The sequence below is a fragment of the Mesorhizobium sp. M1088 genome, from assembly GCF_040318575.1.
GTDB lineage: Bacteria > Pseudomonadota > Alphaproteobacteria > Rhizobiales > Rhizobiaceae > Mesorhizobium.
The window spans coordinates 1-13,728 of the sequence record NZ_JAMYMO010000069.1; the positions used below are offsets into that span (position 1 = coordinate 1).

Annotated in this window: 18 protein-coding genes and 1 pseudogene; 10 read left to right on the top strand and 9 right to left on the bottom strand. The window is 59.5% G+C overall.

Annotation, left to right across the window (positions count from 1 at the left end):
• Together NKH49_RS33275 and NKH49_RS33280 are read right to left on the bottom strand one after the other, a co-directional pair.
• Positions 1–299 (bottom strand): annotated as a pseudogene (locus NKH49_RS33275) (IS110 family RNA-guided transposase); the annotation flags it as partial.
• 118 nt (positions 300–417) lie between these two features.
• On the bottom strand, positions 418–1,248 hold the full coding sequence (locus NKH49_RS33280) for a thermonuclease family protein (RefSeq protein WP_352929808.1): 831 nt from the start codon (positions 1,246–1,248) through the stop codon (positions 418–420).
• Between the two features lie 122 nt (positions 1,249–1,370).
• Here NKH49_RS33280 and NKH49_RS33285 point away from each other — a divergent pair, with 122 nt between their 5' ends.
• Positions 1,371–1,577, top strand: a complete 207-nt coding sequence (locus NKH49_RS33285) for a KTSC domain-containing protein (protein ID WP_352929811.1) — start codon at positions 1,371–1,373, stop codon at positions 1,575–1,577.
• Between the two features lie 38 nt (positions 1,578–1,615).
• On the opposite strand, the gene NKH49_RS33290 is transcribed toward NKH49_RS33285, so the two are convergent.
• Positions 1,616–2,035 carry a YidB family protein gene (locus tag NKH49_RS33290; protein ID WP_352929813.1) on the bottom strand — a complete coding sequence of 140 codons (420 nt, stop codon included), beginning with the start codon at positions 2,033–2,035 and terminating at the stop codon, positions 1,616–1,618.
• A gap of 1,110 nt (positions 2,036–3,145) precedes the next feature.
• Here NKH49_RS33290 and NKH49_RS33295 point away from each other — a divergent pair.
• Entirely contained in the window at positions 3,146–3,283 is a 138-nt protein-coding gene (locus NKH49_RS33295) for a hypothetical protein (RefSeq protein WP_352929815.1), read from the top strand.
• On the opposite strand, the gene NKH49_RS33300 is transcribed toward NKH49_RS33295, so the two are convergent.
• Entirely contained in the window at positions 3,252–3,518 is a 267-nt protein-coding gene (locus NKH49_RS33300) for a DUF6894 family protein (protein WP_352929818.1), read from the bottom strand. The genes NKH49_RS33295 and NKH49_RS33300 overlap by 32 nt on opposite strands.
• Positions 3,519–3,628: 110 nt before the next feature.
• On the opposite strand from NKH49_RS33300, the gene NKH49_RS33305 reads away from it, so the two are divergent.
• From NKH49_RS33305 to NKH49_RS33315, 3 genes are all read left to right on the top strand, one after another.
• The gene (locus NKH49_RS33305; protein WP_352929821.1) at positions 3,629–4,237 is read left to right on the top strand and encodes an ATP-dependent DNA ligase; all 609 of its coding nucleotides are present in this window, start codon (positions 3,629–3,631) and stop codon (positions 4,235–4,237) included.
• Positions 4,238–4,344: 107 nt separating this feature from the next.
• Positions 4,345–4,539: a hypothetical protein gene (locus tag NKH49_RS33310; RefSeq protein ID WP_352929824.1), complete on the top strand. Its 195-nt coding sequence runs from the start codon at positions 4,345–4,347 to the stop codon at positions 4,537–4,539.
• 411 nt (positions 4,540–4,950) lie between these two features.
• Positions 4,951–5,250 carry a DUF1236 domain-containing protein gene (locus NKH49_RS33315; protein ID WP_352929827.1) on the top strand — a complete coding sequence of 100 codons (300 nt, stop codon included), beginning with the start codon at positions 4,951–4,953 and terminating at the stop codon, positions 5,248–5,250.
• Positions 5,251–5,501: 251 nt separating this feature from the next.
• Here NKH49_RS33315 and NKH49_RS33320 read toward each other — a convergent pair whose 3' ends face one another.
• The gene (locus NKH49_RS33320) at positions 5,502–5,744 is read right to left on the bottom strand and encodes a hypothetical protein (RefSeq protein ID WP_352929830.1); all 243 of its coding nucleotides are present in this window, start codon (positions 5,742–5,744) and stop codon (positions 5,502–5,504) included.
• A gap of 41 nt (positions 5,745–5,785) precedes the next feature.
• Between NKH49_RS33320 and NKH49_RS33325 the strand changes: the two genes are divergently transcribed.
• Positions 5,786–6,160 (top strand): hypothetical protein, encoded by a 375-nt coding sequence (locus NKH49_RS33325; protein WP_352929833.1) that lies wholly within the window; start codon positions 5,786–5,788, stop codon positions 6,158–6,160.
• Between the two features lie 82 nt (positions 6,161–6,242).
• Here the strand turns inward: NKH49_RS33325 and NKH49_RS33330 are convergent, their stop codons facing one another.
• Positions 6,243–6,563 carry a DUF2934 domain-containing protein gene (locus NKH49_RS33330; RefSeq protein WP_352929836.1) on the bottom strand — a complete coding sequence of 107 codons (321 nt, stop codon included), beginning with the start codon at positions 6,561–6,563 and terminating at the stop codon, positions 6,243–6,245.
• Positions 6,564–7,039: 476 nt separating this feature from the next.
• Entirely contained in the window at positions 7,040–7,315 is a 276-nt protein-coding gene (locus tag NKH49_RS33335) for a hypothetical protein (RefSeq protein ID WP_352929839.1), read from the bottom strand.
• A 290-nt stretch (positions 7,316–7,605) separates the two neighbouring features.
• Between NKH49_RS33335 and NKH49_RS33340 the strand changes: the two genes are divergently transcribed.
• The 3 genes from NKH49_RS33340 (at position 7,606) to NKH49_RS33350 (ending at position 10,504) form a co-directional block, all read left to right on the top strand.
• Positions 7,606–8,043 (top strand): MgtC/SapB family protein, encoded by a 438-nt coding sequence (locus NKH49_RS33340; RefSeq protein WP_352929842.1) that lies wholly within the window; start codon positions 7,606–7,608, stop codon positions 8,041–8,043.
• A gap of 412 nt (positions 8,044–8,455) precedes the next feature.
• Positions 8,456–9,853 carry a cytochrome B6 gene (locus NKH49_RS33345; RefSeq protein WP_352851692.1) on the top strand — a complete coding sequence of 466 codons (1,398 nt, stop codon included), beginning with the start codon at positions 8,456–8,458 and terminating at the stop codon, positions 9,851–9,853.
• 45 nt (positions 9,854–9,898) lie between these two features.
• A complete protein-coding gene (locus NKH49_RS33350) occupies positions 9,899–10,504 on the top strand; it encodes a DUF4142 domain-containing protein (RefSeq protein WP_352837187.1) in 606 nt (201 codons plus the stop codon).
• An 865-nt stretch (positions 10,505–11,369) separates the two neighbouring features.
• Here NKH49_RS33350 and NKH49_RS33355 read toward each other — a convergent pair.
• A complete protein-coding gene (locus NKH49_RS33355; protein ID WP_352929845.1) occupies positions 11,370–11,879 on the bottom strand; it encodes a ferritin-like domain-containing protein in 510 nt (169 codons plus the stop codon).
• A gap of 469 nt (positions 11,880–12,348) precedes the next feature.
• Positions 12,349–12,525 carry a hypothetical protein gene (locus NKH49_RS33360; RefSeq protein WP_352837185.1) on the bottom strand — a complete coding sequence of 59 codons (177 nt, stop codon included), beginning with the start codon at positions 12,523–12,525 and terminating at the stop codon, positions 12,349–12,351.
• Positions 12,526–13,131: 606 nt separating this feature from the next.
• Between NKH49_RS33360 and NKH49_RS33365 the strand changes: the two genes are divergently transcribed.
• Complete coding sequence (locus NKH49_RS33365; protein WP_352929848.1) at positions 13,132–13,698, top strand: ATP-dependent DNA ligase; 567 nt, start codon at positions 13,132–13,134, stop codon at positions 13,696–13,698.
• Positions 13,699–13,728: the final 30 nt, after the last annotated feature.

A 13,728-nucleotide genomic window follows, 5' to 3' on the forward strand; every position in this document is an offset into this window, starting at 1 on the left:
CGCAAGGACAGTGGCGTCGATCGTGTCAGTCTTCACCTTCGCGTGCGCGATCATGTGCACCTGCTTGGGATTGGCGATCACGATCCGATCGACGTAGGGCGACGGCACTTCAGCGACGGCAGCAGCACATTGCCCGTGGCCTCGATCACCACATGATCATCGTGGGTGAGTTCCTTCCTGGCGAACTCCTCGAGCTAATTGCGCAGCATTTGAACGCGGCCGAGCTTGACGATGTTGCCATCAAGCAACGACACGACCTCGGCGGCTACGCGGTGTATGTCCATGCCGATAATACGCACGGTTCCTTCCCTCGTTGGTCACGAACAGGGAGCGAGCGGGCAACACGACAAATACGGATCCGCGCTCGCAGCGCATCCGGGCGAGTCGTAGGGGCGGCCAGCGGCAGCACCTGCAGGTTCAACACAGGCTTTCGCAGGCGATGCCGTCTTTGTCGCGGTCTAGCTTGCGGCCCCAAGAGCAGTTGGCTAGGTACCAACTTGCTTCATCGCACGAGCTGATTTGGGAACAGGTGCGCCGCGGCTCGCATGAATAGCCGCTTTGTGCGACCTGATGGCAGTTGATGAAGCCAAGCGGCTGGCTAGAAAGCGGCCGGTTATCGGCATGCGCTAGACGCCACTCCCAAGGCGCCTGAAAAGTTCCGGCCCACAGACCGAGCTTTGCCGCCTCTGCCTTCGCCTGCTGCCCCGCGTAGGCGCCGTGGCTGTAGAGGGGCCAGTCCAGTGCCTGACCCTGGTCGACCATCCACGACGCGACCCTGGCGCCGTCCGCTCGCCGACAGTCGCCGACAAAGCGTCCGTAACGATCCCAGGTGACTAGCGTGCATTGTACCGGCCTCGAGGCGGCCAGGAAGGCGTCCAGCCCGTCGGCGGCCCGTCGGCCGCAAGGATACGCGAAGCCCTTGGCGTCGCTGCAGTACTGCCGGCTCTCCGGCGCATCGATACCGTTGAACCGAATGCGCTGGCCGTGCACCTCGATCGTATCGCCGTCTATCACAGAAGCAACGCCGCCGATCTGCTCGGGCTTGGAGCTCAGCCAGTTTGACAGATTGAGTTCGGTGACGTTGTCACGGTGCTGCAAAGCAGTCTGCGCTGCCAAGGCGGCGGCTGTAGCCAGGGTCACCGAGATCAGGCGCAGCGGGACGCTCGCCCAGCGCCGCGCGCGGGATCGCCTCGCACCTATGCGTTTCCGCCATTGCTCAGACCGATTGTCATAGCGGGATTTGTCCAAGCCCTCTCTCCCCAAAGGGAGAATGCTTCTGTCGCGCGCGAGAGTCCAGATGAGCCGCCATAGGAACGTTTATATCACTTCACTGTTGGTGTCACAGGCCCGCGATTTTGGCGGAGAGCTCCATGCCGTCCAGCTCCATACGCAAAACGGAATACGATCTGGACAGCAAAACCCTCTCGGTGTGGTTCGTCGCCAGCGGCAAACGGTACCAATTCGAGGACGTGCCGCAGGACACTTACGCCGGATTCCGAGCCGCCGTCGCGAAGGGTCGCTACTTCAACGACCACATCCGCAACAACTTCCGCTACCGTCTGGTTGCGAGGGATTAGCGATCCGGGATGACCTGACCTGTCGTGGCAAGATGGCGCTAAGTGCGGCTTGGGACATCGTCCAGGAGATTTGGACCTGTGCTCGCTGGCAACTGGCCGTCGGGAGTGAGCTTGTCCACTGCGTCGGGGAGTTCTCTTGTGAGCCGGTCGAGAAGCTCGTCGTGGGACAGTCCGGTTTGCTCGGCCAAATCGTTCAACGTTTGGGGGTCGATTGCTTTTTCAACCTGCTCGCGCTGAACGGGCCGGTTTGATCCGTTACTTACCCACGAATCAACTTCGCCGCCCGCACCTGCATTCCTGAGGCGGTCCAGGATGTCGCCGAGGCCACCGGGGGAGCCAGCGCTAGCGTTGGGATCGGTCGATTTCCTGCCAGCGATCAACTCGCCGATCTTGTCCCTGTTCTTGTAGGCAAGCAGCCCGAGCAACGCTATGGCGACCTTTCCTATGTCAAGGCTCATTTCTTATCTCCTTCTATCGAAAAGGGACAAGGCATGCGGCTTTGAAAGGTTCCATGGGTCGGGTCTCCCACCGGAATTCCGGGCTAGCCTCGCACCTGTTGTACATTAGCATCTGCGGAAGTTTCGGCCTTTTCGCGTGTGGAGCTTCGTACTCCGGCCAGACGGCAAATTGTCATCAGCTGTCGGTACGCTTGGCCCGTCGGCTTCGGTCGGCGGGCTTTTTGTTGTCTTGGGTGGAACACCCGCCTGCGACGATGGTTCGATCAGTGGCACTATTCGCCCAGATCGGGCCTCGCATAGGAGAGCGCCGCTTGGCCACTTGGACACGAAGAGATGAGAGAGAGCAGCGCACGTCAGATGCTGCACGGTCATTAATCGATATTGAGCGCGCGACCCGAGACGCAAAGACGGCTCGGCTCCGGGAGCAGCGGCGGAAGGCTGAAAACACACCCTCCTTGGAAACACGCGATGGAAGAGCTTCGCAGTGAAATGGCGATGTTGGCGGACCCAGGCTTTTGGGTAGCGCTGGCGGTCGTGCTGGTTCCCTACGGGATCGGCGTTGCGCTGCTTCTGTGGGTAGCCAGCCCCCCGGCTCTGCAATAGCCTTCTCCACCGTCGGTTGGTGGACGCGTTACAGCCCATGGGCCTAAAGTCGACCCGATCGCGCGCACCTGGCAAGCCCAACCCCCGAAGTCCCTATGCTTGGTGCATCAGCGCTTGATTGCCCGCCGTGCCCAAACAGCGCGGCGGGCTTTGTTTTTGATGGGGTTCCTGAATAGGATTACCTGCGCAAGGAAGGGGGCCGTGTCATGCCGATTCGTCGAACCGCTGAGCGAGCTGGTGTTTTCACCCCCTACGAAGTTGCCCTACTGGGCCGCGTGTTCGATCAGCTGAAGGTCAACGCTCAATCTGATGACCAACGTGAGGCTCTCGCATTTCGGATAATCGCAAACTACGTGGCCGGCGTAGAGGATGAGGACGCCCTTGTTTTGGCCTCCCAGCCATCGCTGGAGGGGTGGGCACGGCGCCGCCATTGAGTGTCGGACCAGAGCCCGCGCGAAAAGCGCGGCTCGCCAATGGTGAAAGCATGCCGTTCGACGGCGATACCAGGTGGTGCCAATCTGCGGCGTCGGCGGCGACGAACCAGGTACGCTGCGCGTGCTCGACCATCCCGACCAGTCGGTAATGATGGGCATTGCCGCGGCCTTGAAGGGTTTCAGTCCGGGCCTGCCGGCGGCGCTGAACTAGCCGGCACAGTCACGATCTCAAATCTGACGATTACCTGCAGGAGGGTCTCGCCGTTTTCACCGCGAACCGTCACGACAAGTTCGCGGTAGATGCCGTCTCTCGCCCGATCTCTTGCGACTTCAGCCAGCACCTTTGCGGCCTCAGCCTTAGCGGCTTGGATATCCGGCAGCACGGTACCCTCGGTGTCATACCTCGCACCGGCATCGGCAAAGTCGAAGAAATAGCGCGGCATCATCCAGAACTCAGAGTCAACCGATTGTTTCCGGTACGCTTTTAACCAAGGTGCAGCGGAATTGCGTTCCGTTCACTCTGGCTAATATAAGCTTTGTACCTAGTATTGACTGGGTGCGTAAAATTGTAAGTACCGGCGGCGGCCGCCTCGAGTTCATTCCGCCGATGGAGCCCAAGCTGGTCCCAAAGCCACCCGAGGGTGAGCACTGGATTCACGAGATCAAGCTCGACGGCTATCGCACCCAGATCGTCATCAACAGCCCCGACGACATCCGCGCCTTTACCAAGGGCGGCGCGGACTGGACGAGCAAATACACTGGCCTCGTAGAAGCCGCACGCGAGCTCGAGGTCAAGAACGCGATCTTCGAGGGCGAGGCGGTGGTCACCAACGAGGCCGGTCTGCCCGACTTCGACGCACTGCAGCAGGCGGTCCACAGCGACCCTTATGCCATGATGCTTGGCGCCTTCGACATCATGCATGTCGACGGACATGATCTGCGCGACGTTGGCTGCAAGGCGCGCCGCGAAATCCTGTTCGGCATCGTCAAGCCGAACAGTCGGATCCAGTTCAGCGAAGCGATACCCGGTGACCCCAAGGCGATCTTCTACCTCGCTGACCAAGCGGGCCTCGAGGGGATCGTCTCAAAGCGCGGACAGCCCGTACCGCAGCGGCCCGACGACGAATTGGCTGAAGACGAAGAGTTTCGTCGTCAACGAATATGAGTTGATGGGCGTCGAGAACGAGCCGGGCAAGGCGGCATTCGCCTTGCTGGCCTGAGCCAGGCACCGGGAAGTATGTCGGTTCGGCCTTCATCAGTCTGGGCCGCGACATGAAGGAACAGCTGTGGAAGCGGGTCAAGGAACATGCCGGCCCACCTCCGGGCGGCATCAAGAAGCGACCGGCGACGCAGTGGGTTGCGCCAGGCGTGAAGCTGCGGATCAAACACCTTCGCGGCGAGCATAAGTATATACGGCACGCTTCGCTGCTTGGCTTCGGCGATGATCGCGAGCGCCCGGGGAACTAAGGGTCCGCCTGCCAAATCCAGCAAAGGCCGGCGGACCCTATCAGCGCAATGAAGGGACTTTTCTTGCGCAGATACCAACTTCGGGGCTAGAGAGCGTCATTTTTCAGGCGACCGCTCCTATCATCAATAGTGAAATGGAGACGGCGAAAACCGACCCGAGCAACCAACGGGCTTGGTGGACACTAACTTCCATGAGCCGTCTCTCCTTCCATGAGTTCACGTGACAACGGGACGACGAAGTCGCGGTTCCGCGCGACACCTTGTTCAGGCCATTGCGTCTAGCACTTCAGACTTAGGTCCGGCGGTATAAGACCTAAGCCCCGGCGCAGGAACGTTCGTTGGTAGGCTTACGTTTTGGTGAGCTTGGCGCGATGAAGATGCGTCCCGGCAAATTCCAACAAGGAGACGGCTATGAGAATGCATCTTTCCACCGCAGCCGCGGGATTTCTGTTGCTGGCCGGCATTGGTGCCGCTGCCGCCCAGGACGTGGTCATCGAACCGCAGCAGGAAACCGTCATCAAGGAATACGTGCACAAGCAGCCTCTCGCATCGGTGAAAATTCCTGGAGTGGAGCTCAACATCGGCTCGACTCTTCCCAATACAGTCGAGCTTCGTGAAGTCCCCAACGTCAAATACCGTTATGTCGTTGTCGACAACCGGACCGTTCTGGTGGATCCGAGCACGCGCAGGATCGTCAAGGTCTACGACTGATCTCATCTTGGGAGCGCTGGCCCGGATGATGACCCCGGGTCAGCCGGTCGACCGTCTCGATAATCGCCTTAGCCAGCGCCTCGCCCTCATGCGCCGGGCAGCCCATAAGAAGGTTCACTGCCTCCTCGCTCGGCAGAACGCCGGCTGGACAGGTTAGCTCGATCGCCATGCGAACGAGCTGCAGGCCAGTTCTTTCCCCGTGTTTGTAGTTCTCATCCATCGTCAGGATACTGGCGCTGGGCGGGCGACCGTCAAGGCCGGCCCGCACGGATCATCGCGCGCGCGATGGCGATCTGCGCCTCGACCTTGGCATTTTCCTTCTGGGTCATGTTGTCGGCGGCGATGAGCCGCTTCAATGACCGCATGATCTCCCCACGCGTCCAGCCGGCCTCCAGCATGCAGTCGACGATCGCCTGAAAACCAGGCTCCACAGCCTCCTGGCAGTTGATCTCGCGGTCGGCATACTCGCCATGTCGTCTTGGCGGGCTGATCATTTTCGAATTGCTCCTCAGAGATATGCTTCGCCGTCGGCGCGGTGTTCAAAACAGAACCTTGTTCGAAAGATTCCAGAGCCGGTCTTGACGATCAAGGAAAATGTTCCTTTTCTGTTCTCATGGTGCACGAACCGATCGACACGCTGGGCAAGGCGACCCGGCACAATATGCTCGTGAAGGCGGAATGCAGCTGCGGCAATGTCCGCTACTGCCGTTCCGCCGATCTGATGATGGTCTATGGCGGCGGCGCCGATCCCCTAAAGCTGAAGTTCGATTGCAGCCGCTGTAAGCCGACGGTCAAGATCACGCTGCTCGAAGTGCATCCCGAGCACCTACCCAAGCGATTGATGATCCACAAGCCGATGAAGGGACCGGACGGCAAGATCCACTGGCACACAGAAAGATTCCGAGGGTGAGCGAGCGGTTCGCGGAACGCCTAAGCCGCGTAAAACCGACAAAACTCCGCGTTGCGGGGTTTTTACTTCGACGCCGCCCATGTCACCCTCCCGCCGTCTTAAGGCTCCGCGCGGCTTGCTCGATTGCGGCGCGGTCATTGCCGAGCCTGTCCAAAAGTTCTTGTGCCTGCTCGGGGGTTATACCGGTGTGTATCGCCAGTGCGTCAACTATCAAAACGTCTGAGCTGGCGATCTCGCCGGTTTCCGGAAGAGCATCGTCCGCCGTAAGCGGCAACGCCGCCTCTCTGTCGATTTCGGCTTCAGCTTGATGCCAGTGTCGCTCAGGATCGCCGTGAATGCCGCCTTCGCGCTGCCAAATTTGATAGGCCCGTTGCTGGATTCGTTGCTGCCGATCGTCGTCCATGGTGCTTTTCCTCCATCCGGGATTCTCCTCAACGCGGTGCACGCCGGAATGATCCGACGCAAAACAGATTTTGAGGTTGGTAAGAGGAGGCGGCTGGCCGAAGTCGTGCGTGCCCGCCTAAGCCGGCTTTTGTCCAAAAGCGGGGAGGGAAAGCGGGGAATGCGGTCTTCTCGTATCTGTTGGCAGTCGGTCGCCGGCCGGGGATGTACCGCTCCATTTTCAAATTGTTTGAGAGTATTTCTGTACTCGTAAGTTACAATCTCAAAGATAGTTCCGTGTTAGCAATCCAATTACTCTCTGAGCTCGTTATCGCTGAAGTAGCAGGCATTGAAACTGCTGCTATGACGCAAGTATCAAAGGAGAGTGTCATGGCAAATTTCGTCAAGAGTTTCGCCACAGCTTTAGCCGGTGGTGCACTTGTTTTATCTCTATCATTTCCTTCCAGTGCGGCGGGAATTAACGTCGGTGCCGGCGCATCAATTGGCGGCCCAGGCGGCATCAACGCTGGTCTCGGCGCTTCGATCGGGGGCAGTGGTGGCATCAGAGCGGGAGCCGGCGCCTCGATCGGTGGGCGCGGCGGAGTGAATGCCGGCGCTGGTGCTAACATAGGCGGCAGGAATGGTGTCACTGCTGGTGCGGGAGCAAACATAGGGGGTTCTCGCGGCGTCACCGCTGAGGCCACTGACCGTCACGCGAACCGACCACTCTTTCGCCCTCACGATTTCAACGGCATGTTGCTCATGCGCAGCCATGCATTCCTCCCAGAATGGTACGTTGAGGAAGGGGAGGATAGCGTCGCAAATGTCGTTTGCATGCAAATAATCCGACACCCCAAGGTCGAAATGTCAAAACACCGCACATCCGCGGCACCCGCAGCGCTTGGGGAACCGGGCCATCCCGATCACGTTGTGTCGGGCAACCTAGGTTACTCATGCAACAACTTCTCCAAGAATTCGGCCATCCGACATACGTCCAGTTTCCCGTCATTGCGGAGGCTTCTACTGGCGTCGATCCTCGGTGCTGCGATCGGTTTCGAACGCGAATGGCGAATCGGCCTGCAGGGCTTCGGACGCATATTGTGGTCTGCGTGGCAGCGGCTACGTTCGGCATTCTGACGATGGGAAATCGTTCACGCGCCGATATTTCTGCAGGATTCCGTAAAGGTCGATCCGATTGGCGTCGTCGAAGCGGTCACTGGCGTCGCGTTCCTGCTGCCGGATCGATCTTGTTTTCGAGAGGCGAGATCCACGGGCTGACGACCGGTGCGGGCCTGTGGCTGTCTGGCGCAATTGGCGTGGCGTGCGGGCTTGGTCTGTGGCAGGTGGCCGCGCTCGGCACGCTTTTGGTGCTTGTCGCTGCAGGCCTTCTTTATAATTTTCATCCAAGTCTGGCATTGGCGAAAATACCGTACCAGGGAAGCCAATGTCGGGAGAAGAAGTTCCAAGCGGCGCAAAAGCTGAGGACAGAGGCGAATACATAGGTTAGCCGCGCCGCCCAAGCTCAGACATCAAGTGCAGTGCCGTGCCAGATGCGTTGACCGATTGCGGGGCGCCTTGTGGCTGGATACTGGGCAGCACGCCACGTACTTCGTTCGCATGGCTCGTTCCCATTTGCTTGAGCGCACGAGTTCGCTCGAAGGCGAGCACCCTAAGGCTCGCTAGTCACGCCTAGCGGCGCTCCAAGATCCCCGCTCCAAGCTGCTGGCCCCACCGGGAGAAACTGGCGTAGATTCTTGGGGAGTTTCGACCAAATCTCAATTGGCGGGCAGAGGTCATATAAGTCACGAATTATCGCACCCGTCCCAAGATACCCGACCCGAAACTTGTGCTTTTTCCCGCGGGGAACAAATCGCGCGCGGTGCGGTTCGGCGTAAATCCAGCCAGGAGGGAAAAATGCGCAGAGTGTGGAATGCGGGCGTTCCGTGCGCGCTTGTCGTTATTGCCGCCAGCCTCAGCGCCTTATCGGATCCGCTGCCGCCCGATCTCACTTACCGGCCGCTGCCGGCCCGTCCGTTCTCGGCAGTCAAGGCCGACGACGAGGCACAGAAGCCACGCGTGATGGCGCGCCAGAAGGCCTTGCTGGACGCGCGATACGACCTTTCGGACCGTCCCATGCCGGGCGTGAAAATGTCCGGCGGCACCAAGCCGGTCCAGGAGGGCGTCCGCGTGAAGCTGGCAAAGGACCAAACCTGGCAGGGCCTGGCGGAGATGAGCCCTGGCGAGATCCGCGACCGCGATCTGCTGCCTGACGGGTTCCTGCCGCTGCCGCATGTCAAACAGGCGGCCGGAGGCCAGGTCTTTCCGGAAGAGGAGATCCGCGAGGTCGGCCGGCAGGAAGGACGCGACCTGAGGCGCTTCGACGTCGACTTCGATTTTCCCGATTACCTCACCCCGGAATTCCCGTCACCGATATTCCTGACCACTCATCCGGAGCTCGGCGACGTGTCACGCGGCGAGCTGCTGACCATCCGCAACTACTACGAAATCATGAACGGCATCATCACGCCGGTGCAGATGGAGGGTCTGCGGCTTCTGTTGACGCCGTTCCCGCAGGAGGAATTCAACCAAACCGAGGACCGCAAGGTGGCTGGGCAAAGCATGGGAGTGGCCTGCCTCGACTGCCACGCCAATTTCAACACCAATGCCGCCTTTCATCTAACGCCCGATATCAGGCCGCAGGCAGCGCGCTTCCGCCTCGATTCAACCAGCCTGCGCGGCCTGTTCAACCAGCAAATTCATGGATCGAAGCGGTCGTTGCGTTCGGTCGAGGATTTCACCGAATTCGAGCAGCGCACCGCCTATTTCAATGGCGACCATGTCAGCGCCACCAGGAAGGGCGTCAACCTGCCAGACCGCACCAATCAGGTGGCGATGATGGCGCAGATGCAGAACATCATCGACTTTCCGCCGGCGCCGAAGCTCGATGCGTTCGGAAAGCTAGATCCCGCCGTGGCCAGCGAAAAGGAACTGGCGGGCGAGCGGGTGTTCATGGGCAAGGGCCGCTGCTCGGCATGCCATGACCCACAAACATCGTTCATGGACAACAACATGCACGATTTGAAACTGGAGCGCTTCTACAAACCCGGGCGGACCGTCAATGACATGGTGGAACTGCCCGACGGGCCAATCAAGACGTTTACGTTGCGCGGCATCAAGGACACGCCACCCTATCTGCATGACGGCCGTCTGATGACGCTGGCCGATACGGTGGAGTTCTTCAACCTGGTGCTCGGCGTCAAGCTCACCCAGGACGAGAAGGATGATCTCGTCGCCTATATGCTCGCACTTTGACAGGCGGCGGGCCGGCCGGTCGGCACATCTTCGGTGGAGGTTTTCATGCGTGTTCTTGCAACGACCTTGGGCCTGACGGCACTCTGCGCATCGCCTCTCTTTGCGCAGATCGGAAATCCGGCCGGCAATGCCCCGGACACATTGATGGACTCGCCGGGTCAGCCCATCCCGCATCAGACGAACTATCAGGACCGGCTGTTCGCGCAGCTCTTCCTGGCCGGCGGCACCGCAGAAGTCGATGTCGGTAATCTTGCGAAAAAATCCAGCCATTCCGCCATCAAGGAATTTGCCAGCCGCATGGTCGACGACCACTCAGCGGCAAACGTGAAACTGAAATCGCTTGCCGAAGCCGACAAGATCCCACTGCCGCAGGGGCTCGACGACGAGCACAAGCAGCTGCGCGCCAAGCTGGAAAAGCTCGAAGGGGCTGCGTTCGACCTTGCCTATATCAGCGGCCAGATCACCGATCACCAGAAGACTGTGCAACTACTCGAGTGGGAGATCGGTTCGGGCCAGGATGCCGACCTCCAGCATTTCGCCTCAGATACTTTGCCGACTGTGCTCGAGCATCTGCGGATGGCGCGCGACATCAAAGCAAAACTCGCAAGCCAGGCGCTCGCCGACGCCGCTTCGGGGCCGCAAAGAAAGTGAATGGGTTAGCGCGCGCCACGTAAGACGGCGGATCCAGTGCTTAAATTGCCCAGGGCCGGCCATGCAGTCGCCTTGATGATGGAAACCTCCGCAGTCGCTCGCAGCTCACCCCCACGATTCCGGCTCAATGTCCCCGAAGATTCCCTTCAGGTCACTCGGCTGGAACCTGCGCTTACTTTCGCAGAACCAAGCATTGAATATCAGAAGCTGCCCAGCCCCGGGCATTGCTGAGCTTCCATTCGGTGCCGAGCCTACGACTTCCACCAACACGTGCTGCTACAGCCCCCCAGAGAGACCAACAGGTACGGGACAACAAAGCGGAGATCGCAGGAACAGCAACTTGATGCCGCCGACTGGAAGCTTGCGACCAACGAGGCCATAGCTGCCCATGGTGGGGCCAGAGAAGTAGTCAAGGCGCTTCTCGTCGCCAACGCTGCCCTGGAGCGTGGGCTGGCCCTAGCGGCCGCTACTTGGAGTCCTGAGTTTAGCAGGGGATGGCACCTCCGAAGATGGTCGCAGCGACACCGAACAGGTTGGCGGCAGAGGAAGGCAGTCAGCATGCGAGAGAGCTCCTACCGCAGCAGAAGGTTCCCAATTGATTGTGGTCACCGCCTTCGACCGCGACAGACCGGGCACCTTCAGCCTGTCTTCGGTCCAGCAGAGCAGCAGTCGGAAGATCTGGCAGTAAGGACCGCGAACGCTCTTGCGAGCAAACATGCCGCGGCTATTGCGTCGTCCCGTGATGCTAACGCGGCGCAGAGCGAATACGGCGAGCCGACGACGACGCCCTTTGTTCGAGGTGACGTGCCCGACTGGAGTGACGGGCTGCGCGTCCGACGAGGCACCGCTCAGCCAGTGCCGCAGATCACCGCTTAGCAGTGTCGCTTTCCGTTTCGGCCCTCGCGAGGAACTCCTCGGTTGTCGACGGAAGATGGTCTTTTAACCATTCCGCCATCGCGACCTCCTCTCGGAGGTTGTCTTCGCAAGCCCGCACGACCTCGGTTTCGCCCAGCGATTCGGCGGCGGCAATGAGGATAGTGTAGGAGGCGATTTCCATGTGTTCGAACGTATAGCTCGCGAGGGAACCCTTCATCACCTCGTCGGCGGCAAAAAAGCCGCTCAACGACTGCGCCATGGCAGTCACCTTTCCGCCAGCATCTTTCATTGTGGACGAACCCTCATCCATCCGGTCGAGACAGGCTTTCAGCCGAGCAGCCTGCTGTCTCGTTTCATCAAGGTGCAGGCGCATTCGGTCGCTGAGTTCGGGGTAGTTCTCAATGCGGCTTAGCTGCCCGCTCAACATTGTTTCGGCCTGCTCCTCCATGGCATGAGCGTCCCGAAGCCATTGCACCAGCCATTCTCGCGACTCTGACATTTTCAATCTCCTTTTTGACAAAAGAGAACTGCCGAACTGTGAGATTGTTCCTAGAGAAGCGGGCCTCGGTCTCTTCCGTCCGAGGCCGCAAATCATGGGACTTAGATTAACAGAATCCAACGCCAAGCGGCGGGCGTTATCGGCATCATTGCCTCACTAACCGAGAAAGCGGATTCTGCGGAGGCTCTCGTCTACTGCCAACCTTCGTTCTCCATGACAAACAGTGTTGAATTGCGACGAACTAAAGGCTCCCTAACGCAACGTACCCCGATTACGCGACTTACCGTCCGCACGCTAATAGCCGAACTGATCGAGGACGCCGCCTCAGCAACTACCTTGGATCGACGGCGTGGGGCAACGGCAGCATGAGAGCACTCCTACGGAAGTAACTCTAAGCCGATCAGGGCGATGAGTCTGGCCGCGTACGTTTTTAACCAAACATCGTGGGCAGTTCACAGCTAGCACGTGCTCACTCTTTGTCGGCCTGACCAATTTCGTCAAGCAAAGACTTATGCTCGTCCGGCAGCCCCTCTTCTACCGGAAGGTTTAGCGCCTTGCGGAGGTAGTCACGGATGGCTTCTGACGTGATCCACCGTCGTATAAGGTCGGCGATAACCTTCTGCTTCCTTTTGTCGACCTCAACCATGGCCGAACCTGCATGCTGCATACGACCGAACCATCTAGGGGCCGGACTTGTTCCTCGGGAATGTTTGAGAGAAATTTCTGAGCGGGTGATCGGACAAGTGGCTCGCGTGCCCCCCCGCGCTATGCGGTTCAGTTCGAAATTCCGTCCTGGCACGTGCGGCGAGAAAACCGGGGCGGCTTCTATGTGCGTCACCTATGCATCGCGAACGGCTCATGCTCTGGAAGGTGATGATGCAGCACTTCGACAAGGTTTCGCTTATCGAATGTCTGCCCGCAAATTGGACAGAACTCCAAATGCCCCGGTTCGTCGTTGTCCGGCGACCCGTTGATTTTGCCCCTCATAGTTGGCGGATTGTGCTTATCCCGTCTCAAGTCGTCACCCGTCATAACCTGTTGGGATAGCCCGACGGCATTTGGGAGACGACGATTTGGCCGCTGCACCTACCGGCTGAGAGGCGTTCGCCCCGGCTGGGCTGGACTATACGCCCGTTCATGCATCATTGCTAATTTAATAAAATGATCATGGGTACGTTCTCCTAGTCGCCAGTGCGATCGGGCCTAGACTCGATTCCGTGCATAAACCACTGAGTAGCAGGGGCCGCCTCGAATTCATTCCGCCGATCGAGCCCAAGCTGGTCCCGAAGCACCCGAGGGCGAACACTGGATTCACGAGATCAAGCTCGACGGCTACCGCACCCAGATCGTCGTCAACAGCCCCGACGACATCCGTGTCTTCACCAAACCCGCCGGCGACTGGACGAGCAAATACACCGGCCTCGTCGAAGCCGCGAGGGAGCTCGAGGTCAAGAACGTCGAGGGCGAGGCGGTCGTCACCAATGAGGCAGGGCTGCACGACTTCGCCGCGCTGCAGAAGGCGGTTCAGCGACCCCTACGCCATGATCCTCGGCGCCTTCGACATCATGCAATGTCGACGGCCACGATCTACGCGCCATCGGCTGCAAGGCGCGCCGCGAAATCCTGTTCGGCATCATCCAGCCGAATAGCAGGATCCAGTTCAGCGAGGCGGTACCCGGCAATCCGAAGGCCATCTTTTATCTCGCCGACCAGGCGGGGCTGGACTAGGCGGTCTAGGATACATCCTCGAGCAGGGTCGACTTATCCAAGCCTTGTGTCGGCTCAGACGGCCATTCACCATTCGGCGTCATCTCGTTAACTGTCTCGGGTAGATCCCGCGCAATCCTTC

Excerpts from the sequence above, each read along its gene's own strand:
- NKH49_RS33335 (WP_352929839.1), bottom strand. The coding sequence starts at position 7,315 with ATGGCTGCGCATGAGCAACATGCCGTTGAAATCGTGAGGGCGAAAGAG.
- NKH49_RS33290 (WP_352929813.1), bottom strand. The coding sequence starts at position 2,035 with ATGAGCCTTGACATAGGAAAGGTCGCCATAGCGTTGCTCGGGCTGCTT.
- NKH49_RS33330 (WP_352929836.1), bottom strand. The coding sequence starts at position 6,563 with ATGGACGACGATCGGCAGCAACGAATCCAGCAACGGGCCTATCAAATT.
- NKH49_RS33355 (WP_352929845.1), bottom strand. The coding sequence starts at position 11,879 with ATGTCAGAGTCGCGAGAATGGCTGGTGCAATGGCTTCGGGACGCTCAT.
- NKH49_RS33285 (WP_352929811.1), top strand. The coding sequence starts at position 1,371 with ATGCCGTCCAGCTCCATACGCAAAACGGAATACGATCTGGACAGCAAA.
- NKH49_RS33315 (WP_352929827.1), top strand. The coding sequence starts at position 4,951 with ATGAGAATGCATCTTTCCACCGCAGCCGCGGGATTTCTGTTGCTGGCC.
- NKH49_RS33320 (WP_352929830.1), bottom strand. The coding sequence starts at position 5,744 with ATGATCAGCCCGCCAAGACGACATGGCGAGTATGCCGACCGCGAGATC.
- NKH49_RS33310 (WP_352929824.1), top strand. The coding sequence starts at position 4,345 with ATGAAGGAACAGCTGTGGAAGCGGGTCAAGGAACATGCCGGCCCACCT.
- NKH49_RS33360 (WP_352837185.1), bottom strand. The coding sequence starts at position 12,525 with ATGGTTGAGGTCGACAAAAGGAAGCAGAAGGTTATCGCCGACCTTATA.
- NKH49_RS33350 (WP_352837187.1), top strand. The coding sequence starts at position 9,899 with ATGCGTGTTCTTGCAACGACCTTGGGCCTGACGGCACTCTGCGCATCG.
- NKH49_RS33345 (WP_352851692.1), top strand. The coding sequence starts at position 8,456 with ATGCGCAGAGTGTGGAATGCGGGCGTTCCGTGCGCGCTTGTCGTTATT.
- NKH49_RS33340 (WP_352929842.1), top strand. The coding sequence starts at position 7,606 with ATGGCGAATCGGCCTGCAGGGCTTCGGACGCATATTGTGGTCTGCGTG.
- NKH49_RS33300 (WP_352929818.1), bottom strand. The coding sequence starts at position 3,518 with ATGATGCCGCGCTATTTCTTCGACTTTGCCGATGCCGGTGCGAGGTAT.